This window comes from Paracidovorax valerianellae, assembly GCF_900102625.1.
In the GTDB taxonomy this organism is placed as follows: domain Bacteria; phylum Pseudomonadota; class Gammaproteobacteria; order Burkholderiales; family Burkholderiaceae_C; genus Paracidovorax; species Paracidovorax valerianellae.
Window position 1 is genome coordinate 434,309 of sequence record NZ_FMZC01000003.1, and the last position, 21,292, is coordinate 455,600.

Sequence of the window (21,292 nt, forward strand, 5' to 3'; positions counted from 1 at the left end):
CGCCAAAAACAAAATAGGGCGCGAATTTACCCTAAATTCAACCTACGACCGGCATTTGGCTGCAAATACATTGAACTCCACAGTGCATTGCAGAGTGATTACCCGAGCGCCACCCACTGCTGGAGGTCTTGCGGGGTCACCTGTCCCATTTTACGGTGGAGCACGGTCCCATCCGCACCCAACAGCACGCTAAATGGCAGTCCCCCTGTGAGATTGCCCAGGGAACGGCCCAGTTCGGTGCCCGACAACCCTGCCAGGCCGACGGGAAATTCCAGCGGGAGGCGGTCGAGAAACTTGCGAACCGACGAAGGCTGGTCGATGGCCAGCCCCACCACTTGCCATCCTTTTGCGGCGTTTTCGCGGTAGAAGGCATTCAAAAGCGGCAATTCATCGACGCAAGGCGGGCACCAGGTCGCCCAGAAGTTCACCAAAAGAGGTTTGCCGCGAAAACGCTCCATGGCTACGGGCTCACCGCCGGCAGGCGCATCGAAGCGTTCGGCCCACAGCGCGGCTTCCGCCCCCGTCATCACCGCATGGGGCTGAAACCGCCACCACGCAAGGCCTGCGCCGCCCAGGGCGGCGGCCGCGGCCACTCCGCCATAGAGCCATCTGCGGCGTGAGGAGGATGCGGCACCCTGGGCAGCTCCGCCGCCTTTGGGTGAACCGGCGTCGGCGGAAAAGGAAGTGCCCGGATCGGAGGGCGGGGACAGACTCATTCGGGGGTGTTCTCCATCAGCTTGCGCACGGCACGAATATCGCCACGCGGCACCCGGCCGCGCGCGTCGGGGCGGAGCGCGCCACGCAGGTCGTCCAAGTCATAGATCAAAAGGTGCACACCGATCATCTCGCCCAAAGGCTGCGAATGGCTGGAGATGCTCAGTGCCTCGACCGATTCGCCGTGGAAACCGGTGACGGTGCGCGGCTCGTAGTCCACATGGTGATCGATCAGGGCGATCTCGGCGGATTTGCAGTCGTCGCAGAACAACTGCAGATAGATATCGGACAGGCGGGTCGCCGTGCCATGCCAGACCGCGCCGCCCAGGTGTGGCCGGAACGTCTCCATGCGCTCCATCCAGACCAGCGCCAATTCACGCAAGGCCCGCAATTCAGCCGGCTGGGTGTCGGCGCAGAACAGGCCGATGTATTCGCGCACCGCGTCTTCCACCAGATCGTTGTCCGGCAGCGGAGTGCGGGTGGGCAGGCCCAACTGGCGAACGGCCCGGCGTTTGGCCGGGCCCCATTCCAGGCCTTCTTCGACGACCAGGCGGGCTGCGGCGTTGGCGATCTCGGTGGCGAGGGCGTTTTGCATGGCGGCGGCTCGGGAGGTAAGACTGCATTGTGGCCGCAATGCCGCGCACTGGCTCGTGAAAGCGCCCGCGCCCGGCAGGGGCATGGAAGCCGGCAGACCCGGCTTTGCTATTGAAAATATAGCTGACGAGGCAACAGGGGTGTGCGCGGGCGGCCCAGCAGGCCTGCAACCTTAGAATCTGCGCCCATGCATATTCACATTCTGGGCATCTGCGGCACGTTCATGGGCGGCCTGGCGGCACTGGCACGCGAAGCGGGCCACAAGGTCACCGGCTGCGATACCGGCGTATATCCCCCGATGAGCGACCAGCTCCGCGCCCTGGGCATCGAGTTGATCGAAGGCTATGGCGCCGACCAGATGGCGTTCGCACCCGACCTGTTCGTCATCGGCAACGTGGTCAGCCGGGCGCGGCTGCCTGATGGCACCCCGAAATTTCCCCTGATGGAAGCCATCCTCGACGCAGGCGCGGCCTACACCAGCGGGCCGCAGTGGCTTGCCGAACACGTCCTGCAGGGCCGGCATGTGCTGGCCGTTGCCGGAACCCATGGCAAGACGACCACCACGTCGATGCTCGCGTGGATTCTGGAATGCGCCGGCCTCCAGCCAGGCTTCCTGGTGGGCGGCGTGCCGCTGGATTTCGGCGTCTCCGCCCGGCTGGGCGCGGCGCGCCGGCCCTCGCCAGGCGCAGGCATCGCGGGCGAGGCGCCCGTGTTCGTGATCGAGGCCGACGAATACGACACCGCGTTCTTCGACAAGCGTAGCAAGTTCGTCCACTACCGCCCTCGCACCGCCGTACTGAACAACCTGGAATTCGACCACGCAGACATCTTTGACGACCTGCCTGCGATCGAGCGCCAGTTCCACCACCTGGTGCGCACCGTGCCGCCTTCGGGCCGCGTCGTGGTCAACGGGCTCGAAGAAAGCCTGGCGCGCGTGCTGCACGCAGGTTGCTGGAGCGAAGTGGCCAGCTTCGGCGCGCTGGTGAGCGACTTCACCGCCCAGGGCGATCCGCAAGCCTTCGATGTGCTCCACCAGGGACGGACCGTGGCCCGCGTGGAATGGGCGCTCACCGGCGTGCACAACCAGCTGAACGCCTTGGCGGCCATCGCGGCGGCCCACCATGTGGGCGCTTCGCCGGCAGAGGCCGGCCGGGCGCTCGCCCGGTTTCAGAACGTGAAGCGGCGCATGGAGTTGCGCGGCACCGTGCGCGGCATCGCGGTGTACGACGATTTCGCCCACCACCCGACCGCCTTGCGCACCACGCTGGATGGCCTGCGCCGCAGCGTCGGGCCGGGGGCGCGAATCCTCGCTGCCTTCGAACCGCGCAGCAACACCATGAAGCTCGGCACGATGAAATCGCAGCTGCCCTGGGCGCTGGAGTCAGCCGACCTGGCGTTTTGCCACACGGCCGGGCTCGACTGGGACGCCGCCCAGGTGCTGGCACCCATGGGCACCAAGGCCGTGACGGCACCGGACATCGACACCCTGGCCGCGCAGATCGCTCAGGCAGCCCAGCCAGGCGATCACATCGTTTGCATGAGCAACGGCAGCTTCGGCGGCATCCACGGCAAGCTCATTGATTTGCTATCTAAATAATAGCAATATACCCTAGTGAAATATGCGCTGGAGGCCATTTTGGCTACAACCCCTCAGCGCATGGAAGAGGCAGGCGGCGCATCGGTCGCCGCCTTGATCCCTCGTCCGCAGACCTTGATCAATAAGTCACGGCCATGCCGGCCACGTCCACCCGAACCACGGGGCGGGCCAAGGCGGCGCTGGCCGCTTCGGCGAACTGGCGGCCCCATTGCGGATCGGACAGCAGCCGAACGCCAGCGGCCTGCGCCACCGTGAGGACCTTGTCGGCCAGCAGCACCTTGCCGCTGGCCCGAAGCGGTTCGCACTCCAGGCTGATGAACGCCTCGTCCAGCCAGCGGCGGGCGTCTTCGTTGCCCAAGGGCTCCGATCCTTCCAGATCGAAACGGAATTCCTGGCCCGGCGCCAGGGTGATCGAGACTTCTCTGCGCATGGATTGCTTTCCTTAAATCAAGGTCAGGACAGGGAGACGGGCAGCATGGGAGGCCAAGCGGGCGCCGCGCGCCGGCGGCGATCAAAGCTTACACCGCAGGCAGCGCCGCCCCTGGCCCATCTCTTAAAGGGCGCGGCGCGCCACCACGGCGGCCGACAGATCGGCCAATGCCGACAGCGAATCGTCCCAGCCCAGGCAGGCATCGGTGATGCTCTTGCCATATTCCAGGGCGCCGGGCTGGTCCTTGCCGGGCGTGAACTTCTGGGCGCCTGCGGTCAGATGGCTTTCGATCATCAAGCCGAACACGCAGCGCGAGCCGCCAGCGATCTGCGCGCCGATGTCACGCGCCACATCCCGCTGCTTTTCGTGCTGCTTGCTGCTGTTGGCATGGCTGCAGTCCACCATCAAAGTGGCGGGCAGCTTGGCGGCTTCCAGGTCCTGGCAGGCCGCGGCAACGCTGGCCGCGTCGTAGTTGGGCGCCTTGCCGCCGCGCAGGATCACGTGGCAGTCGGGGTTGCCCTGGGTGTTGACGATCGCCACCTGGCCGTTCTTGTGCACCGACAGGAAGTGGTGCCCGCGGCTGGCGGACTGGATGGCGTCGGTGGCGATGCGGATGTTGCCGTCCGTGCCGTTCTTGAAGCCGATGGGGGCCGAAAGCCCCGAAGCCAGTTCGCGGTGCACCTGGCTTTCGGTGGTGCGGGCGCCGATGGCGCCCCAGCTGATGAGGTCGCCGATGTACTGCGGCGAGATCACGTCCAGGAACTCGCTGCCCGCCGGCACGCCCATGCGGTTGATGTCGATGAGCAGCTGGCGCGCGATGCGCAGGCCCTCGTCGATGCGGTAGCTTTCGTCCAGGTAGGGGTCGTTGATGAGGCCCTTCCAGCCGACGGTGGTGCGGGGCTTCTCGAAATACACCCGCATCACGATTTCCAGCGTGTCGGCGTACTGCTCGCGCACGGCTTTCAGGCGCCGGGCGTATTCCAGCGCCGCAGCGGGGTCGTGGATGGAGCAGGGGCCGATCACCACCAGCAGCCGATCGTCCCGGCCCGCCATGATGTCTTGAATGCCGCGCCGCGTGCGCGTGATCAGGGATTCCACCGCCGTTCCCCGGATGGGGAAGAAGCGGATCAGATGTTCCGGGGGAGGCAGCACGGTGATGTCCTTGATACGTTCGTCGTCGGTCTGGCTGGTCTTCTCGACGTCTCGGTACCAGGCATCGCTGGTGGGGTTGGCAGTGGCCGTCATGGTTGCGTCCTCGTGGGGTGGATCGGAAAAAGGGGGGAACAGAAAAAGGGGAAGCGAAAAACAAAAAACCGCCGGGCTTTTCAGCTTCGGCGGTTTCTAGGAGAAGGGCTCGGGTGGTTGCGCGCGACCTCTCATCCGCCAGGGACAGAGAAGTAAAACCAAAAATAAAACGCGCTACGCACTTGCATCGGTGGCAATGTAACACCGATTTTTGCGCCGCAACATCCCCGGCGCGTTGCCGCGCTGCCACAAGCGAAGTGGCGGGTGTTCACCGCGTGCGCCCCGCCAGCCAGCGGCGCAGGCGCGCCAGCATCGGCCGGCGCGTGGCGCCAGCGGGTTTTGCGGGCGGCTCGCTGAAGGCCGCGCCGCCCTGTTCGTACATGTCGATGACGAGCAATGCTTCGCCCAGCGTGCGCCAGGCCAGGCGCTCGAATGCGTCGAAGCACGCGGGCTCGCTGCGGCTGTGGCGCGTCAGCGCCTGGTGCCACAGATCGATCGCGTCGCGCAGGTCCTTGAGCGCCTGCTGATAGGCGCCCAGCTCGTACAGCGCATGCCAGGCCGAGCCGAGGCCGGTGAGAAAGAACTGGTGCTCGCGCGCCGCGCGCTTCAAGTGCTCCAGGCTCCAGAAGATGGCGGACGGGTCCGCGCAGGCGCGGCGCAGGTGCGCGGCATCTTCGATGAGTGCGGAGAGCGATGTCAGCGCATCGCGGAACTGGCGGGACTCTTCATCGGCAACCCCCTCGCGCAGCAAACGGCTGAGGTCACCGAAAGACTGTGCGGTGTTCAGCAGCTGGCTGGACGGAGGGGCTGGCATGGCGGACGCCTGGAAGACCCGCCGCTGGCCGTCAGGCCGTGCCGCCGACCGTGAGGCCGTCGATGCGCAGCGTGGGCTGGCCCACGCCGACCGGCACGCTCTGGCCTTCCTTGCCGCACGTGCCCACGCCGCTGTCGAGCGCCATGTCGTTGCCGATCAGCGTCACCTTCTTGAGCGACTCCGGGCCGCTGCCGACGATGGTGGCTCCCTTCACGGGGTACAGGATCTTGCCGTTCTCGACCCAGTACGCTTCGCTGGCCGAAAACACGAACTTGCCGCTGGTGATGTCCACCTGCCCGCCGCCGAAGTTGGTGGCGTAGAGGCCGCGCTTGATGCTCGCCACGATCTCCGCCGGTTCCTTGTCGCCACCCAGCATGTAGGTGTTGGTCATGCGCGGCATGGGGATGTGCGCGTAGCTTTCGCGCCGTCCGTTGCCGGTGGGCGCCACGCCCGACAGGCGCGCGTTCATCGAATCCTGGATGTAGCCCTTGAGAATGCCGTCCTCGATGAGCACATTGCGCTGGCTGGCATGGCCTTCGTCGTCCACGTTGAGCGAGCCGCGGCGGTCGGCCAGGGTGCCGTCGTCCAGCACCGTCACGCCCTTGGCCGCCACGCGCTGGCCGATGCGTCCGCTGAACGCGCTCGAGCCCTTGCGGTTGAAGTCGCCCTCGAGGCCGTGGCCCACGGCTTCGTGCAACAGCACCCCAGGCCAGCCGGGGCCGAGCACCACGGTCATTTCACCTGCAGGAGCAGGACGCGATTCCAGATTGACGAGGGCGGCGTTCACCGCTTCATCGACGTATTTGGTGATTTGCGCATCGTCAAAATAAGCCAGCCCGAAACGCCCTCCCCCACCTGCCGAGCCCACCTCGCGGCGGCCGGCCTGCTCGGCGATCACGGTGACCGACAGGCGCACGAGTGGCCGCACATCGGCAGCGAGCGTGCCATCGGAGCGCGCCACCAGCACCACGTCGTATTCGCTGGCCAGGCCCGCCATGACCTGGGCCACGCGCGGGTCCTTGGCACGGGCCTGCTGCTCCACCTTTTCCAGCAGCGCCACCTTGGCCGTGCTGTCCAGCGAGGCGATGGGATCGGTGCCGGGATAGAGCGATCGGCTGGCGGAAATTTTCTTCAGTGAGATCTTCGCCCGCTTCTCCTGCGAAACCGCAGAAATGGCCCGGACGGTGCGTGCCGCGTCGAGCAAAGACGCTTCGGAGATGTCGTCGGAATACGCGAAGGCCGTCTTCTCGCCGCTCACGGCCCGCACGCCCACGCCCTGGTCGATGCTGAAGGAACCCGTCTTCACGATGCCCTCTTCCAAGCTCCAGCCTTCGCTGCGCGTGTATTGGAAATAAAGGTCGGCATCGTCCACCTGATGGGCCCGGATGTCGGCGAGCGCTCGCGCCAGGTGGGTTTCGTCGAGACCGAAAGGCTCCAGGAGCAGACGGCGGGCGACGGACAGGCGTTCGATGGTGGGTTCGCGGGAGATCATGGGCAGATTCTAGAAGCCTTGCTGCCCGGCGGCTTGGCGCTTTCAGAGCATCCCGACCGGTGGCGCGGCCATGCCCCAAGAATCCAACGCCGCAGAAATGCCATCAGTGATATTTCACTGATATATCATTCATCGAAATTCACGACCCAGCCTCGCATGCCGACCCCGTCAACGCCGTCCCGCCCCGCCTCCGGCACTGGAGGTGCCCAGCTGCGCGAGCAGGCTTACGCCGATCTCAAGCGCCGCATCATCGCGTGCGAACTGGCGCCGGGCACCCAGATCAACGAAGGCGCGCTGGGGACGCTGCTCGGCCTGGGGCGCACGCCGATCCATCAGGCGCTGCACCGGCTGGAGATGGAAGGGCTCGTGACGATCCTGCCGCGCAAAGGCATCGTGGTGGCGCCGCTGTCGCTCGACGAAGTGCTGGACATGATCGAGGTGCGCGCGTGCAACGAGACCTTGTGCGTGCGCCTTGCCGCCGAACGGGTCCGCCCGGCCGAACTGGCCGCCATGCGCCGCCTGCTCGACGAAGCCCCGGCGCTGCTGGCGGCGCACGACGTGCATTCGCTGATGGCGCTCGACCTGCGATTCCACAGCGCGATCTCGGCCGCGGCCCGCAACACGGTGCTGGCAGACCTGCTGCGCCGGCTGCATGAGCAGCAGGCGCGCTTTTGGTTTCTGACGCTGTCGGAGGCCGGGCACAGCGCGCGCATCCACGACGAGCACAAGGACATCCTGGCCGCGCTGGAGCGCCGCGACCCCGATGCCGCCGTGGCCGCGATGCAGCGGCACATCGACGATTTCCGCCGCGCGATCACCCGCGCACTCTGATCCCCGCAGCCCTTCCATCGCCATTCCTTCGACATTCCCATGCCCCTGCACACCTTCGACCTCGCCGGCCACGGGCCGGTCACCCTGGACATTCGCCACCTCGTCATCGCCGGCTGGGCCGGCCGCGACCGCGCGGCGGTGGACCATCACATCGCCGAGCTGGCCGCCATCGGCGTGAAGCCGCCGTCCACAGTGCCCACCTTCTATCGGGTGGCCAGCCAGTTGCTCGACACGGGCAGCACGATCCAGGTCCCGGGCCGCAACGCTTCCGGCGAAGTGGAATGCGTGCTGCTGGCCAGCGAGGCGCGTGGCGTGCTCGTGGGCATCGGCTCGGACCACACGGACCGCACGGTGGAGGCCTACGACGTCACCGTGTCCAAGCAGATGTGCGCCAAGCCCGTCGGCCCCGTCCTGTGGCCGCTCTCGGAAGTGCAAGGCCACTGGGACCAGCTCATCACCCGCTGCTGGCGCACCCGCGACGGCGTGCGCGCGCTGTACCAGGAAGGCCCCCTGGCCCGCCTGCTGCCGCCTGCGGAGCTGATGCAAAAATTGAACGCATCGGGCCGCTTGCCCGACCATGCGGCCATGTTCTGCGGCACGCACGCTGTGATCGGCGAACTCGGCTGGGGCGAAACGTTCGAGCTGGAGCTGCACGACCCCGTTCTGGGCCGCAGCCTGCACCACCGCTACACCATCGAAGCCCTGGAGATCGCTCAATGACCACCCATGCCCTGACCGCTACCCGCCACCCCACCGTCCGCGAACAGGCCGATGCCCTGGCGCGGGGCGATACCACCAGCGTCGCGCTGGTCGAGGCCGCGCTGGCGCGCATCGCCACCCACCGCGCCGAGGGCGGCCACGCCTATGTGGGCGACGTCGATGCCGAAGCGGCTCTGCATGCCGCCCGCGCCAGCGATGCGGCCCGCGCGGGCGGACACGTGCCGTCGCTGCTTGCCGGCCTGCCCGTGTCCATCAAGGATTTGTTCGACGTTCACGGGCAGCTGACGCGCGCCGGCTCGGCCGTGATGGCCGGACAGCCTGCCGCAGCCGATGCGGTGGCCGTGGCCCGCCTGCGCGCCGCCGGTGCCGTGCTGCTGGGCCGCACGAACATGAGCGAATTCGCGTTCTCCGGCCTGGGCCTGAACCCGCACTACGGCACGCCGGCCAATCCGCACGATCCCGACCGCATCACCGGCGGCTCCAGCTCCGGCGGCGCGGCCACGGTGGCGCTCGATCTCGCCACTGTGGCGCTGGGGACCGACACGGGCGGCTCGATCCGCATCCCGTCGGCGTTCTGCGGGCTGACCGGCTTCAAGCCCACGGCACGCCGTGTTCCGCTGGCGGGCGCATATCCGCTGTCGCGCAGCCTCGATTCGGCCGGCCCGCTGGCCCGCAGCGTGGACTGCTGCGCCATCGCCGATGCCATCCTGAGCGGCGAAGCGCTGGACACCCGCGCCGCCCCGCTGGCCGGGCTGCGCCTGGGCGTAACCGACGATTTCGTGATGGACGGCGTCGAGCCCGAAGTGGCGGCCGCCTTCGACACCGCGCTGCAGCGCCTGGCCGCGGACGGCGCCCGCATCGTGCGTTTCAGCTTTGCCGAACTGCATCAGTTGCCAACGCTCAACGCAACGGGCGGCCTGATTGCGGCCGAGGCCTGGCAGGTGCACCGCACGCGTCTGCAAGACCCGGCGCAGGAAGCGCAATACGACCACCGCGTGGCCCAGCGCACGCGCCGCGGTGCGGCCATTTCCGCCGCCGACTACGTCGATCTGCAGGACGCCCGCCTGCGGCTGCAGGCCACGGCCAGCGAACGGCTGCGCGACCTGGACGCCTGGCTGATGCCCACCGTGGCCGTGCGCGCGCCACGCCTGGCCGACCTCACCGGGGACGACGCCAGGTTCTTTGCCGCCAACGGGCTGGTGCTGCGCAACACGACCGTGCTCAACTTCCTGGACGGCTGCGCGCTGTCGCTGCCATGCCATGCGCCCGGCGAGCTTCCGGTGGGCCTGTCGGTGGGCGGCGTGCACGGCGCCGATGCCCGCGTGCTGCAGGTGGGGCGCGCGGTCGAGGCCTGCCTGCGCGCCGGGTGACAGCCCGCCGGTTCTGACGGCACCCGGTTGCGCGCGCCATGCCATGAATACCCGCTTCGTCGAAGCCTTTCTCTGGATCGCAAGGCTCGGGAGCTTTCGCGCCGCGGCCGAGCGGCTGCATGTGACGCAGGCGGCGATTTCCAACCGCATCGCCTCGCTGGAAGAAGAAATCGGGGCGCGCGTTTTCGAGCGCGACCCGCGCGATCTGCGGCTCACGCCCGTGGGCCTGCGGCTGCTCGACTACGGTGAGCGCATGCTGGAGCTGCAGCGCGAGATGATCGCGCTAGGGCATCCGCAGCAGGAACTGCTGGGCCTGGTGCGCATCGGCGCCATCGAAAGCGTGGTGCACACCTGGCTGGTGGATTTTCTCGGCACGCTGCAGCGCCTGCACCCGGGCATCGAAGTGCAGCTGACTTCGGAAACCACCCTCGCGCTGCACGAACGCCTGCAGATGGGCGCCATCGACATCGCGCTGCAGACCGACCCGATGGCCAGCGCCGAGATCGTCAACATGCCCTGCCCGCCGATGGCCATGGGCTGGGTGGGCGCAGGCGCTTCCGCACAGCAGCCCGACGAAGGCCGCATCGCGCACCTGCTGCTGCAGCCGGTGCTCACCATGAGCCCGGGATCGCAGCCCCACCAAGCCCTCAAGCAGCTATACCGGCAGGCCAGCATGCCGGTCGGCAAGGTGCACTGCGTGAGTTCGATGGCCGCCATCGTTCGGCTGGTGCAGTCGGGCTTCGGCAATGCGCTGATTCCGCTGCCTCCGGTGCGCGAGGAGATCGAGCGCGGCGACCTGCGCGTGATCGCGTGCGACACGCCGCTGCCGCCGCAGCGCATCGTGGTGAGCCATCTGGAGGCCGGCGGCTCGGCCGCCATCCGCCGGGTGGCCGAACTGGCGTGCAGCGAATCGGAACGATTTGCCGCCTCGCTGTCCGCACCATTCCGGACGCCAGGCCCAGAGGGCGAACCCTGATTTGGTGCAGAAAAAGCGTCCGACCCGACAAGTAATTCTGATGGCTGCAGGGCAGAAAAACCCGTTTGTGGCACCGGGGTGTGCCGCCGATGATTCCCTGGTCTTTTGCAACGAAACACCAGCGCCCATGGCACCCCAGAACTCCCCAGCGCCCCGCCCCGGCACCGTGCACGGCATGCTCTTCGTGGCAGCGAATGTCGCCGCCGCCGACGAGGCCGATTTCAACCAGTGGTACGACCGCGAACATGTCGAAGAGCGCGTGCGCATCGACGGCTTTCTCTCCGGCGCCCGCTACTTTTCGCTGCAGGGTGGCCGCCAATACCTGGGCCTGTACCGCACGCAGTCGCTGGGCGCCTTCACGTCCGATGCCTACCGCGCTGCGTTCACCCGGCAGACGCCCTGGTCGGTCACCAACCTGGGCCGCATGCAGGACCCGATGCGCCGCGTCTGCGCGGTAGAGGCCGTCACCGGGTTCGGTTCGGGCTGCCACCTGAGCGTGATGGCATTGCCACCGGCGAACGACCGCAACGGGCTGGTAGCGGGCGCCCTGGAAGCAGGTGCGCGGCTCGCGGAACTGCCGGGCTTCGTGCAGTCGTACCTGCTGGTGCCGGACCCGGTGCTGAGCACGCCCTTGCCCACCGAGCGCACCGAAGGCCGCGCGCTGCAACCGTTGATGGTGGTCGAGACCAGCCATGCCGATGCGCACCGCGAGGCCCTGGCCCGGGCCGCCACCCTGCTGCAGGCCGACGCCGGCGCCGCTGCGCACTACGCGCTCGGCTGGAAGCTCACGCGGGCCGACCTGGCCTGACGCGGCCTGACCCGGCCTGCCCCCCATCCATTCGCCCTCGCGGCCCGACCTTTTCCTTCACCGCTTTTCACGGAGACCTTTCCATGCGTGATGTTCCCCAGGGCGTTGCCCACGCCCCTCCCCATGCCCCGAAGATGGGCCGCCTCGCCATGGCGAGTTCGGTCGGCACCACGCTCGAGTGGTACGACTTCACGGTCTACAACATCATGGCGGCGCTGGTCTTCAACGCCATCTTCTTCCCTTCCTTCGACCCGCTCACAGGCACCATCCTGGCGTTCTCGACCTATGCGGTGGGCTACATCTCGCGGCCGCTGGGCGGCATGGTGTTCGGCCACCTGGGCGACCGGCTCGGCCGGCGCTTCGTGCTCGTGGCCACGCTGGTCATCATGGGGGTTTCCACAGGCCTGATGGGACTGCTGCCGACCTATGGCACCTGGGGCATCTGGGCGCCCATCGCTCTGGTGGCCTTGCGTTTCGTGCAAGGGGTGGCACTGGGCGGCGAATGGGCCGGTGCGGTTCTCCTGTCGATGGAGCACGGCAAGCCCACCGAGCGCGGGCGCAATGCCTCGTTCACCCAGGTGGGCCCATCCTGCGGCACGCTGATCGGCACCGGGTTCATCGCCCTGGTTTCGGCCTGGCTGAGCCCGGAAGATTTTCAGGCCTGGGGCTGGCGCATTCCCTTCGTGTCCAGCGTGGCGCTGGTGCTGTTCGGCCTGTGGCTACGCCGCGGCGTCGACGAAACCCCGGTGTTCCGCGAAATGGAAGCGCACAAGGCCACCGCCAAGACGCCGATCAAGGAAGTGTTCACGCAGCACTGGCGCCGCCTGCTGGTGGCCGGCGGCTCGCGCATCGGCTCCGACGTGCTGTACGCGCTGGTGGTGGTGTTCACACTGACCTACGTGACGACGGTGCTGCACCTGTCGCGGCCGCTGGCCTTGACCGCCACGATGATCGGTGCGGCCTGCAATGCCATCGCGGTGCCGTGGTTCGGGGCGCTGTCGGACCGCATCGGCCGGCGCCCGGTGTACATCGCCGGCGCGTTGCTGGGCATCGCCTGGGCATTCGTCTTTTTCGTGCTGATGGACCGGGCGCAGCCGCTGGCCATCTGCGCGGCCGTGGTCGGCGGCCTGCTGATCCACGCCATGATGTACGGCCCGCAGGCTGCCTTCGTGACCGAGCAGTTTCCCAACCGCGTGCGCTACGCCGGCGCCTCGCTGGCCTACACGCTGGCCGGCATCCTGGGCGGCGGGTTCGCTCCGCTGATCATCGCCTCGCTGTTCAAGTCGTACGGATCGACCGTGGCGGTGTCGCTCTACGTGGTGGCGGCGCTGGGGCTCACGCTCATCGCCCTGGTGGTCGCCCGCGAGACGGCGCACGAGCCGCTGCAGGCCTGATCCGCAATCGCTGATCCACCCTTTCACTCATCTCCGAAAGCCGGCCGGCACCACTGGCCGGCTTTTTTACGAGCGATCGGTCATGGGAATGCGCTGCGCCCGGGCGATGGACATCAGCACGCCCAGCGCCAGCCCCAGCGTCACCATGGCCGTGCCGCCATAGCTCACGAAGGGCAGCGGCACGCCCACCACGGGCAGGATGCCGCTCACCATGCCCATGTTCACGAAGGCATAGGTGAAGAAGATCATCGACACCGCGCCGGCCATGAGGCGCGAGAACAGCGTGGTCGCCCCGACCGCGATGGCCAGGCCGCGCCACACCAGCATCAGGAAACACGCGATCAGAAACAGGTTGCCCGCCAGCCCGAACTCTTCGGAGAACGTGGCAAAGATGAAGTCGGTGGTGCGCTCGGGGATGAACTCCAGGTGCGTCTGCGTGCCGGCCATGAAGCCCTTGCCCCAAAAGCCTCCGGAACCGATGGCGATCATGCCCTGGATGATGTGAAAGCCCTTGCCCAGCGGGTCGCGCGTGGGGTCCAGCAGCGTGCAGATGCGCTGCTGCTGGTAGTCGTGCAGCACGGGCCAGCGCACACCGTCGGCACACAGTTGCGGCTCGAACCACACGATGAGCGCGATGCCGATGCCTCCGATCAGCACAGGCGGCAGCACCAGCTTCCAGGGCAGGCCGGCGAAGAAGATCACCGACAGCCCGGCCGCCAGCACCAGCAGCGACGTGCCCAGGTCGGGCTGCTTCATGATCAGCCCCACCGGCACCGCCAGCAGCGCGCAGGCGACCACGAAGTCCAGGGGCCGCAACTGGCCTTCGCGCCGCTGGAACCACCACGCCAGCATGAGCGGCATGGCGATCTTGAGCAGTTCGCTGGGCTGCACCACCACGCCCAGGTTGATCCAGCGCTGGGCCCCCTTCTTGGTGATGCCGAACAGCGCCACCGCCACCAGCAAGGCCACCCCCAGCGTGTAGAGCGGCACGGCCATGGCCATCAACCGCTGGGGCGGCACCTGGGCCACCACGAAAAGAATGCCGGCGGCCAGCAGCATGTTGCGGCCGTGGTCGTAAAAGCGCGACCCATGGTCGTAGCCCGAGGAATACATCGCCACCAGCCCGGTCGATGCAAGCATCAGCAGCACCAGAATGAGCAGCCAGTCGAAGCCACGGAACAGGGGCAGGACGCGCTGCAGCAGGGAGGGTTTGTCGAAAACGGCGGACATGGGGCGCGATTATCCGGCCGGCCGCAGGCGCCGGCGCCCCGGCACAATCGAAGGCCCCCGGCCCTGCCGCACCATTGCCCGCCACAGGGCGTCGCCCCGCCATGCCCGCCACCACCCATCTGCTCTATCTGCACGGCTTCCGTTCATCGCCCCAGTCGGCCAAGGCCCGGCAGATGGCGGCGCACGTGGCCGCCCACCACCCGGGCGTGCACCTGTGGTGCCCGCAATTGCCGCCCTCGCCGCGCGCCGCCATGCAGCAGGTGGCGCAGGGCATTGCGGACTGGCCCCGCGGCGCGATGGCCGTGGTGGGGTCTTCGCTCGGCGGGTTCTACGCCAGCTGGGTGGCGCAGCAGGCCCGCTGCCCCAGCGTTCTGCTGAACCCGGCCGTGGACCCGGCCCGCGACCTGGAGCGCTACATCGGCGAGCAGACCGCCTGGCACGACCCGGCAGAGCGCTTTTTCTTCCTTCCCGAATACATCGGCGAACTGCGCGCGCTGGACGTGCGGGGCCTGCCGGCCGCCGGTCCGGAACTGGCCATCATCGCCAAGGGCGACGAATTGCTGGATTGGCGCGAAATGTCGGGGCGCTACCCCGCCGCGCAGCAGGTGCTGCTGGAGGGCGGCGACCATGCCCTGAGCGATTTCCCCGCGCACATCGGCACGGTGGCGCGGTTCTGCGGCCTGCCGTAGGCGCCGCCCTCAGGGGGCCGACGCGGCGGCGGACGGCACGGCAGCGGCAACGCCCCCGCCCGGATGGCTGGCCGCCCAGCGCGCGTACTCCTGCGGATAGGCGATGCGGTAGCGCGTGGTGTGGAAATCGACCTCGGCCTGGCGCCCCAACAGCGCCGCACTGGCCAGCACGGCTTCGATGACGCGGGGCTCCGGCGAATAGTGCAGCAGCCGCGTCGCCCGTGCATGCATCTCAACCGCGTTCTGGGCGGTGACCGGCGTGGTCGTCACGGTGGCGAAATGGGCCGTTTCGCGAAAGAAGGCGATGCTGGCGAACACCTTGCGCGCGGTGTCTTCGCGGTAGGCCGGGTCGCGCTCAGGCACTGCGCGGTAGAGCTGGCTCACCCGCTCGTAGTCCCGCACCAGCAGCACGCCGAAAGCCAACGCCGCGCCACACACCAGCGCTGCGGCGCCCAACCCCACCCGACCAGGACGCCAGGGGTGCCCGTTGCGCTCACTGCGCCCGCTGGGCCAGCGGCGCACCAGGAGCAGCAGCGCGAACACCGTGGCCAACTGGAACGGCCCGTACCACAGCGGAAACTCCAGCAGGCTGTGCACCCCGACGATGGCGAGCACGCCCCAGGCCAGTTGGCGCACCGGATCGGTCTCGCGCCAGGGGCGCAGGCGCCAGAGGCCCCACAGCGCCAGCGCGCACAGGGCCGACGTGACTGGCAGGCCCAGCTCCACGGCCAAGTGCAGCGGCAGGTTGTGGGCGTTGTCCAGCAGCACGCAAAAACGCTCGCCCGGGAACAGGGTGGCGTAGTGCGCGTAGGCCATTTCGCCCCAGCCCCAGCCGGTGAGAGGCTTCTGGGCGATCAGGTGGAGCATGTTGGACCACAGCACCTTGCGGCTGACGCAGCCCTGGCCTTCATCGGCCAGCCGCTGGAACAGCCCGTCCATCTGCACGCCCATCCAGTGCTCCAGCATCCAGGGCAGCAGCCAGGCCGCCAGCGCATAGAGCAGTGCGCCCGTGGCAGCGAAGGCCAGCGGGAAGACCCCGAGCGACCGGCGCCAGAGCACCAGCAGCCCGAGCATCACGCCCCACTCCAGAATGCCGGTGCGCGACGCGGTGGCGGCGTCGGCGGCGCTGATGAGCACCAGCGCCCAGGCAGCCAGCATGCCGGCGGCCACCGGCCCGGCCGGCCGGCGGATCGCGGGGAGCGCGGCCTGCAGGCGCGCCATCATCCAGGCCAGCGACCAGGCGCCCATGGCCAGCAGCGAGGCCTGCTGGTTGCGCTGGCGCAGGTTGCCCAGCGCCAGCCCCGGCGTGGACGGGTAGATCCAGGGCGACGCGCCGACATCGCCCCAGAAGAACTGCACCAGCCCCACGCCGGACGCTAGCACCGCCGCCAGCAGCAGGCCACCGGCGAGCACCCAGGCCGCCCACCGGCGCAACCCGCCCCGGGCCGGCTGCGCCTGCGCGGCCCCCAGGGCCAGGCCGGCCAGCACGAGGGCGCAGGCGCCGGACGCCATCTGGGGCCAGAAATTGGACAGCGGCGCCTGGGTGTGGGCGAACAGGAACGGCAGCGCCACGGCCACGAGGGCCAGCGCACAGGCGAAGGCGTTGAACAGGGGCATTGGGTGCGGCGGGGGCAAAAGGGCCCGATCATAGGCAGGGCGGGCGCCATCGCCCGAAGCGCCGGGGCCGGCTGGCGAAAACCCGGCGGCGCGGTCCGGGGTGCCGCCGGGGGCCTGCGGCACCCATGGGACAATCCCGCCCATGCATGCACTGTTTGAAGAGGCCGGCAAATTCCTCGCCGGCCGCATCCTTTCCGAGGCCGAAAGCTCAGCCCAGATCGAGCTCGACTCGGGCAAACGGGTGAAGGTCAAGGCCGCCCACCTGTTGATCCGGTTCGAAAAGCCATCGCCGGCCGAGATGCTGGCCCAGGCCCAGGCCGTGGCCGCGTCGATCGAGCTCGACCTGGCCTGGGAATTCGCCCCCGAGGACGAATTCGGCTTTGCCGACCTCGCGCGGGACTATTTCTCCGAGAACGCCACGCTGGTCCAGCAGGCCGGCGCGCTGTTCGCGCTGTACGAGGCACCGCACTACTTCCGCCGTGCGGGCAAGGGCCGGTTCAAGAAGGCGCCGGCCGAGATCCTGCAGCAGGCGCTGGCCGCCATCGAGAAGAAAAAGCTCGTGCTGCAGCAGATCGCCGACTGGGCCGAGCAGCTGGGCCGGGGTGAATGCCCGCAGCCGATCCGCGAGCAGCTGTACAAGATCCTGTTCAAGCCCGACAAGAACGCGCCCGAGTACAAGGCCGTGGTGGAGGCCAGCCGCGCCACCCACCTGCCGCCGCTGGAGCTGCTGCAGCGGGCCGGCGCCATCGACTCGGCCTACCAGTTCCACTGGAAGCGCTTCCTGTTCGACAACTTCCCGAAGGGCACCGGCTTTCCCGCCGTCACGGCACCCCAGCCGCCCGAAGACCTGCCGCTGGCCCCCGTGCAGGCCTATTCGATCGACGATTCGCAGACCACCGAAATCGACGATGCGCTGTCGGTGCAAGGGCTGGGCACCGGCACCGTGGTGCTGGGCATCCACATCGCCGCGCCGGGCCTTGCCATCGTGCCGGGCACGCCGCTCGACCAATTGGGGCGCAACCGCCTGTCCACGGTGTACATGCCCGGCTACAAGATCACCATGCTGCCCGACGAGGTGGTGAAGATCTACACGCTGGACGAAGGGCGCGCCAACCCGGCCGTGTCGCTGTACGTCACGATCGACGAGGCGACGCTGGAAATTTCCGGCACCGAGACCAAGCTCGAACGCGTGCCCGTGGTGGCCAACCTGCGGCACGACCAGCTCGACCACATCGTGACCGAAGAGTGGCTGACCGATCCGGCATTTCAGGCCCCGGATGCCCCCCAGCGCTTGCTGGACCTGCGTTGGCAGCTATCCTTTTTGCATCGCCTGGCCAAGAGCCTCAAGGCCCAGCGCGAAGTGGTGCGCGGCAAGCCGGAGACCTTCAACCGGCCGGACTACAACTTCCGCCTCACCGGCAACGACGGCGCCGAGCCGCAGGGCCGCGAAACCGTCTCGATCACCACGCGCCGCCGCGGCGCGCCGCTGGACCTGATCGTGGCCGAGGCCGCCATCGTGGCCAACAGCACCTGGGGCGGCCTGCTGGCCGACCACGGTGTGCCGGGCATCTACCGCAGCCAGGCCAGCCTGGCGCCGGGCGTGAAGGTGCGCATGGGCACCAAGGCGCTGCCGCACGCGGGCATCGGCGTGAAAAGCTACGCGTGGGCGACCTCGCCGCTGCGCCGCTACGTCGATCTGGTGAACCAGTGGCAGATCATCGCGTGCGTGCGCAATGGCCGCACGGCCGCGCTGGCCGCGCCGTTCAAGCCCAAGGACGCGGACCTGTTTTCGGTCATCAGCAGCTTCGATGCGGCCTACAGCGCCTACAACGGCTACCAGGCCGGCATGGAGCGCTTCTGGACGCTGCAATACCTGCAGCAAAACGAGATCACCGAGATCGAGGCCACCGTGTTCAAGGAAGGCCCGGGGGGCAGCTTCCTCGTGCGGGCCGATGCGCTGCCGCTGGTGCTGCCCGTGCTGGGCGCGCAGAACCTGTCGCGCGGCGCGCGGGTGCGCGTGAAGCTCGGCGAGATCGATGAGATCACGCTCGACGTCAACGGCACCGTGCTGGAGCGCCTGGACAGCCCGGCCGACAGTGCCGAAGCCGCGCCGCAGGGCGACGAGGCGGGCGAGGACGACGAAGAAGCCGTGGCGGGCCCCATCGCCATCGCAGTGGATGTGAACGAAGCCGAGGCCGGCGCAGGCGCCAGCACGGATAATCGGGCGCCGTGAAACTGCCCGCCTTCCTCCAACGATTCAGCACGCTGCAGCTGGCGCTCGGCGTGTCCATCGCCGTGCACGCGGTGCTGCTGTCGGTGCGGTTCATCGACCCGGAGGGCTTCAACCGCGTTTTCCAGGACACCCCGCTGGAGGTGATTCTGGTGAACGCGAAATCCAACGAGCGCCCGGACAAGGCCCAGGCGATCGCGCAGTCGTCCCTGGCGGGCGGCGGCGAGGCGGCCAAGGGTCGCGCCACCAGCCCCCTGCCCTATTCGGCCCTTACCGCGGTGGGCGACGACTTCGAAGAGGCCCAGCGCAAGCTCGACGCCATGCAGGAGCAGCAAAGCCAGCTGCTCGCTCAGTTGCGCAAGCAACTGGCGACCCTGCCCCTGCCCGACCCGCGCCAGCCCAGCCAGAGCGCCGATGCGCTGGCGCAGGAAGAAAAACGCCGCCAGCTCATCAAGCTGCTGGCCGAGATCGAAAAGCGCATCAACGAAGAAAACGCCCGCCCCAAGAAACGCTACATCAGCCCCGCCACGCGCGAGGAGGTGTACGCGGTTTACTACGACGGGCTGCGCCGCAAGATCGAAGACAAAGGCACCGACAACTTCCCCGAACAGGGCGGCAAGAAGCTCTACGGCGAGCTCACGATGATCGTGACCGTGAACCACGACGGCACCGTGCTGGAAACCGAGATCGTGCAGGGCTCGGGCAACCGCCTGCTGGACAACCGCGCCCAGGCCATCGCCCGTTCGGCGGGGCCGTTCGGCGCCTTCGGCCCGGCGATGCGGGCCAAGGCCGACCAGATCGCCGTGGTTTCGCGCTTCAAGTTCACGCGCGACCAGACCCTCGAAACCAGCGTGCGCTGATCGATGCCCGCGCGCTCCTTGCCGCTTTAGGCACCTTCGCCGCTTTCTATCTGCACCGCACCGTGATGACTTCGCCCGTGGATTCCTACTGCGTGATGGGCAACCCCGTCGAGCACAGCCGCTCGCCCTGGATCCATGCGCGATTCGCCGAACTCACCGGCGAACGCCTTTCCTACACCCGCCGGCTCGTGCCGCTGGAGGGCTTCGATCAGGCCCTGGCCGACTTCGCCGCGGCGGGCGGGCGGGGCTGCAACGTGACGGTGCCCTTCAAGCTCGACGCCGCCCGGCTGGCCCACCGCGCCAGTGAACGGGTGCGGCTGGCCGGTGCGGCCAACACGCTCACCTTCGACGATGACGGCCGCGTGGCCGCCGACAACACCGACGGGCTGGGCCTGGTGGCCGACATCGTGCGCAATGCCGGTGTGCCGCTGGCGGGCCGCGATGTGCTGCTGGTGGGCGCGGGCGGCGCAGCCGCCGGGGTGCTGGGGCCGCTGCTGCACGAGCGCCCGCGCCGCATCGTGGTGGTCAACCGCACCGCCGCCCGCGCACAAGCCCTGGTCCAGGCGCACGCCGATCTGGCTTTGCTACAAAAAACAGAGCTAACCACCCTAGATACATATGCGCTGGAGGCCGATTTCGATGTGATCGTCAACGCCACCGCCAGTAGCCTGTCCGGCGGTGAGGTGCCGGTGCCGGCGCAGGTGCTGCGCGCCGGCAGCCTGGCCTACGACATGATGTACGGCCCGGCCGCGCAGGGCTTTCTGGACTGGGCGAAGCAGCACGGCGCGGTGCCGCGCGACGGCCTGGGCATGCTGGTGGAGCAGGCCGCCGAAGCGTTCGCGCTGTGGCGCGGCGTGCGCCCCCCGGCCGCACAGGTGCTGGACGAACTGCGCACCGCCACGGCGGCAGGCCGTTGAACCCGCCATGAAAGCCTTGCTGCGCTGGATCGGGCTGGTGCTGCTGGCGTTCGTGGCCCTGCAGGTCTTCTTCATCGGCCGCATTGCCGCCATGGTGGTTATCGACCCCGAATCCACCGCCTTCCAGCGCTCCGAAGCCTGGGCGCAGATCGCGGGACCCGGCCCGCTGCGGTGGCACCAGCAGTGGGTGCCCTACGGCCAGATCGCCGACACCCTCAAGCGTGCGGTGATCGCATCGGAGGACGACGGCTTCGTCAACCACGACGGCGTGGACTGGAATGCCATCGAAAAGGCCTGGGAGCGCAATGCACGCGCCGAAGCGCAGTCCGCCAAACGCCAGGAGGCGCAGCCCGACCGGCCGGTGCGCAACCCCAAGATCCGCGGCGGCTCCACCATCACCCAGCAACTGGCCAAGAACCTGCTGCTGTCGGGCGAGCGCACGCTGTTGCGCAAGGGGCAGGAATTCGTGCTCACGCTGGCGCTGGAGCAACTGCTGAGCAAGCAGCGCATCCTGGAGACCTACCTGAACAGCGTGGAATGGGGCGAAGGCGTCTTCGGGGCCGAGGCCGCCGCGCAGCACTACTTTCGCAAGAGCGCCGCGAAGCTCAGCGCGGCCGAAGCGGCCCGGCTGGCGGTGATGCTGCCGCAGCCCAAGCGCTTTGAAAAGGCACCGGGGTCGGCCTATCTGTCCGGCCGCACCCGCGTGATCCTGGGCCGCATGGGATCGGCCGAACTGCCCTAGAAACCCAGGCCAGGTCGGGGCC

At 68.4% G+C, this 21,292-nt stretch carries 20 protein-coding genes; 12 read left to right on the top strand and 8 right to left on the bottom strand.

Annotated elements, in window-relative coordinates:
- Nucleotides 1-98: 98 nt before the first annotated feature.
- Nucleotides 99-716 carry a TlpA family protein disulfide reductase gene (locus tag BLT03_RS07275; protein ID WP_092741762.1) on the bottom strand — a complete coding sequence of 206 codons (618 nt, stop codon included), beginning with the start codon at nucleotides 714-716 and terminating at the stop codon, nucleotides 99-101.
- Nucleotides 713-1,309: a hypothetical protein gene (locus tag BLT03_RS07280; RefSeq protein WP_092741764.1), complete on the bottom strand. Its 597-nt coding sequence runs from the start codon at nucleotides 1,307-1,309 to the stop codon at nucleotides 713-715. Before BLT03_RS07280 ends, BLT03_RS07275 begins: the two co-directional genes overlap by 4 nt.
- A gap of 186 nt (nucleotides 1,310-1,495) precedes the next feature.
- Here BLT03_RS07280 and mpl point away from each other — a divergent pair, with 186 nt between their 5' ends.
- The gene (mpl, locus tag BLT03_RS07285; protein ID WP_092741766.1) at nucleotides 1,496-2,905 is read left to right on the top strand and encodes a UDP-N-acetylmuramate:L-alanyl-gamma-D-glutamyl-meso-diaminopimelate ligase; all 1,410 of its coding nucleotides are present in this window, start codon (nucleotides 1,496-1,498) and stop codon (nucleotides 2,903-2,905) included.
- 118 nt (nucleotides 2,906-3,023) lie between these two features.
- Here the strand turns inward: mpl and BLT03_RS07290 are convergent, their stop codons facing one another.
- The 4 genes from BLT03_RS07290 to tldD form a co-directional block, all read right to left on the bottom strand.
- Nucleotides 3,024-3,335, bottom strand: coding sequence for a hypothetical protein (locus BLT03_RS07290; RefSeq protein WP_092741768.1), 312 nt, complete (start codon nucleotides 3,333-3,335; stop codon nucleotides 3,024-3,026).
- Between the two features lie 123 nt (nucleotides 3,336-3,458).
- Nucleotides 3,459-4,580: a 3-deoxy-7-phosphoheptulonate synthase gene (locus BLT03_RS07295; protein ID WP_092741770.1), complete on the bottom strand. Its 1,122-nt coding sequence runs from the start codon at nucleotides 4,578-4,580 to the stop codon at nucleotides 3,459-3,461.
- Between the two features lie 268 nt (nucleotides 4,581-4,848).
- A complete protein-coding gene (locus BLT03_RS07300; protein ID WP_092741772.1) occupies nucleotides 4,849-5,394 on the bottom strand; it encodes a hypothetical protein in 546 nt (181 codons plus the stop codon).
- Nucleotides 5,395-5,425: 31 nt separating this feature from the next.
- Entirely contained in the window at nucleotides 5,426-6,886 is a 1,461-nt protein-coding gene (gene tldD / locus BLT03_RS07305) for a metalloprotease TldD (RefSeq protein WP_092741774.1), read from the bottom strand.
- 156 nt (nucleotides 6,887-7,042) lie between these two features.
- Here tldD and BLT03_RS07310 point away from each other — a divergent pair, with 156 nt between their 5' ends.
- From BLT03_RS07310 to BLT03_RS07335, 6 genes are all read left to right on the top strand, one after another.
- Nucleotides 7,043-7,717, top strand: coding sequence for a GntR family transcriptional regulator (locus tag BLT03_RS07310; RefSeq protein ID WP_092741776.1), 675 nt, complete (start codon nucleotides 7,043-7,045; stop codon nucleotides 7,715-7,717).
- 39 nt (nucleotides 7,718-7,756) lie between these two features.
- A complete protein-coding gene (locus BLT03_RS07315) occupies nucleotides 7,757-8,437 on the top strand; it encodes a DUF2848 domain-containing protein (RefSeq protein WP_092741778.1) in 681 nt (226 codons plus the stop codon).
- 11 nt (nucleotides 8,438-8,448) lie between these two features.
- The gene (locus BLT03_RS07320) at nucleotides 8,449-9,807 is read left to right on the top strand and encodes an amidase (RefSeq protein WP_434802339.1); all 1,359 of its coding nucleotides are present in this window, start codon (nucleotides 8,449-8,451) and stop codon (nucleotides 9,805-9,807) included.
- Between the two features lie 43 nt (nucleotides 9,808-9,850).
- Nucleotides 9,851-10,783 (top strand): LysR family transcriptional regulator, encoded by a 933-nt coding sequence (locus tag BLT03_RS07325; protein WP_092741782.1) that lies wholly within the window; start codon nucleotides 9,851-9,853, stop codon nucleotides 10,781-10,783.
- A 127-nt stretch (nucleotides 10,784-10,910) separates the two neighbouring features.
- Nucleotides 10,911-11,591: a DUF4286 family protein gene (locus BLT03_RS07330; protein WP_092741784.1), complete on the top strand. Its 681-nt coding sequence runs from the start codon at nucleotides 10,911-10,913 to the stop codon at nucleotides 11,589-11,591.
- Nucleotides 11,592-11,674: 83 nt separating this feature from the next.
- Nucleotides 11,675-12,985: an MFS transporter gene (locus tag BLT03_RS07335; RefSeq protein ID WP_092741786.1), complete on the top strand. Its 1,311-nt coding sequence runs from the start codon at nucleotides 11,675-11,677 to the stop codon at nucleotides 12,983-12,985.
- 66 nt (nucleotides 12,986-13,051) lie between these two features.
- Here the strand turns inward: BLT03_RS07335 and rodA are convergent, their stop codons facing one another.
- Nucleotides 13,052-14,215, bottom strand: a complete 1,164-nt coding sequence (gene rodA, locus BLT03_RS07340) for a rod shape-determining protein RodA (protein WP_092741788.1) — start codon at nucleotides 14,213-14,215, stop codon at nucleotides 13,052-13,054.
- A gap of 101 nt (nucleotides 14,216-14,316) precedes the next feature.
- On the opposite strand from rodA, the gene BLT03_RS07345 reads away from it, so the two are divergent.
- Nucleotides 14,317-14,904 carry a YqiA/YcfP family alpha/beta fold hydrolase gene (locus tag BLT03_RS07345; protein ID WP_092741790.1) on the top strand — a complete coding sequence of 196 codons (588 nt, stop codon included), beginning with the start codon at nucleotides 14,317-14,319 and terminating at the stop codon, nucleotides 14,902-14,904.
- 9 nt (nucleotides 14,905-14,913) lie between these two features.
- Here BLT03_RS07345 and BLT03_RS07350 read toward each other — a convergent pair whose 3' ends face one another.
- Nucleotides 14,914-16,521, bottom strand: coding sequence for a PglL family O-oligosaccharyltransferase (locus BLT03_RS07350; protein WP_092741792.1), 1,608 nt, complete (start codon nucleotides 16,519-16,521; stop codon nucleotides 14,914-14,916).
- Between the two features lie 142 nt (nucleotides 16,522-16,663).
- Here BLT03_RS07350 and BLT03_RS07355 point away from each other — a divergent pair, with 142 nt between their 5' ends.
- The 4 genes from BLT03_RS07355 to mtgA all read left to right on the top strand — a co-directional run bounded on the left by BLT03_RS07355 (nucleotide 16,664) and on the right by mtgA (nucleotide 21,270).
- Nucleotides 16,664-18,754: a ribonuclease catalytic domain-containing protein gene (locus BLT03_RS07355; RefSeq protein ID WP_092741794.1), complete on the top strand. Its 2,091-nt coding sequence runs from the start codon at nucleotides 16,664-16,666 to the stop codon at nucleotides 18,752-18,754.
- Nucleotides 18,751-19,611 carry a TonB family protein gene (locus BLT03_RS07360; protein ID WP_092741796.1) on the top strand — a complete coding sequence of 287 codons (861 nt, stop codon included), beginning with the start codon at nucleotides 18,751-18,753 and terminating at the stop codon, nucleotides 19,609-19,611. Before BLT03_RS07355 ends, BLT03_RS07360 begins: the two co-directional genes overlap by 4 nt.
- Before the next feature lie 65 nt (nucleotides 19,612-19,676).
- The gene (aroE, locus tag BLT03_RS07365; RefSeq protein WP_092741798.1) at nucleotides 19,677-20,528 is read left to right on the top strand and encodes a shikimate dehydrogenase; all 852 of its coding nucleotides are present in this window, start codon (nucleotides 19,677-19,679) and stop codon (nucleotides 20,526-20,528) included.
- A gap of 7 nt (nucleotides 20,529-20,535) precedes the next feature.
- Nucleotides 20,536-21,270 carry a monofunctional biosynthetic peptidoglycan transglycosylase gene (gene mtgA, locus BLT03_RS07370; RefSeq protein ID WP_092741800.1) on the top strand — a complete coding sequence of 245 codons (735 nt, stop codon included), beginning with the start codon at nucleotides 20,536-20,538 and terminating at the stop codon, nucleotides 21,268-21,270.
- Nucleotides 21,271-21,292 lie beyond the last annotated feature (22 nt).

Coding starts and splice junctions, on each gene's coding strand:
- mtgA (WP_092741800.1), top strand. CDS start 20,536: ATGAAAGCCTTGCTGCGCTGGATCGGGCTGGTGCTGCTGGCGTTCGTG.
- BLT03_RS07280 (WP_092741764.1), bottom strand. CDS start 1,309: ATGCAAAACGCCCTCGCCACCGAGATCGCCAACGCCGCAGCCCGCCTG.
- BLT03_RS07330 (WP_092741784.1), top strand. CDS start 10,911: ATGGCACCCCAGAACTCCCCAGCGCCCCGCCCCGGCACCGTGCACGGC.
- BLT03_RS07335 (WP_092741786.1), top strand. CDS start 11,675: ATGCGTGATGTTCCCCAGGGCGTTGCCCACGCCCCTCCCCATGCCCCG.
- BLT03_RS07310 (WP_092741776.1), top strand. CDS start 7,043: ATGCCGACCCCGTCAACGCCGTCCCGCCCCGCCTCCGGCACTGGAGGT.
- BLT03_RS07295 (WP_092741770.1), bottom strand. CDS start 4,580: ATGACGGCCACTGCCAACCCCACCAGCGATGCCTGGTACCGAGACGTC.
- BLT03_RS07355 (WP_092741794.1), top strand. CDS start 16,664: ATGCATGCACTGTTTGAAGAGGCCGGCAAATTCCTCGCCGGCCGCATC.
- aroE (WP_092741798.1), top strand. CDS start 19,677: ATGACTTCGCCCGTGGATTCCTACTGCGTGATGGGCAACCCCGTCGAG.
- BLT03_RS07290 (WP_092741768.1), bottom strand. CDS start 3,335: ATGCGCAGAGAAGTCTCGATCACCCTGGCGCCGGGCCAGGAATTCCGT.
- BLT03_RS07315 (WP_092741778.1), top strand. CDS start 7,757: ATGCCCCTGCACACCTTCGACCTCGCCGGCCACGGGCCGGTCACCCTG.
- rodA (WP_092741788.1), bottom strand. CDS start 14,215: ATGTCCGCCGTTTTCGACAAACCCTCCCTGCTGCAGCGCGTCCTGCCC.
- BLT03_RS07275 (WP_092741762.1), bottom strand. CDS start 716: ATGAGTCTGTCCCCGCCCTCCGATCCGGGCACTTCCTTTTCCGCCGAC.
- tldD (WP_092741774.1), bottom strand. CDS start 6,886: ATGATCTCCCGCGAACCCACCATCGAACGCCTGTCCGTCGCCCGCCGT.
- mpl (WP_092741766.1), top strand. CDS start 1,496: ATGCATATTCACATTCTGGGCATCTGCGGCACGTTCATGGGCGGCCTG.
- BLT03_RS07350 (WP_092741792.1), bottom strand. CDS start 16,521: ATGCCCCTGTTCAACGCCTTCGCCTGTGCGCTGGCCCTCGTGGCCGTG.
- BLT03_RS07300 (WP_092741772.1), bottom strand. CDS start 5,394: ATGCCAGCCCCTCCGTCCAGCCAGCTGCTGAACACCGCACAGTCTTTC.
- BLT03_RS07325 (WP_092741782.1), top strand. CDS start 9,851: ATGAATACCCGCTTCGTCGAAGCCTTTCTCTGGATCGCAAGGCTCGGG.
- BLT03_RS07345 (WP_092741790.1), top strand. CDS start 14,317: ATGCCCGCCACCACCCATCTGCTCTATCTGCACGGCTTCCGTTCATCG.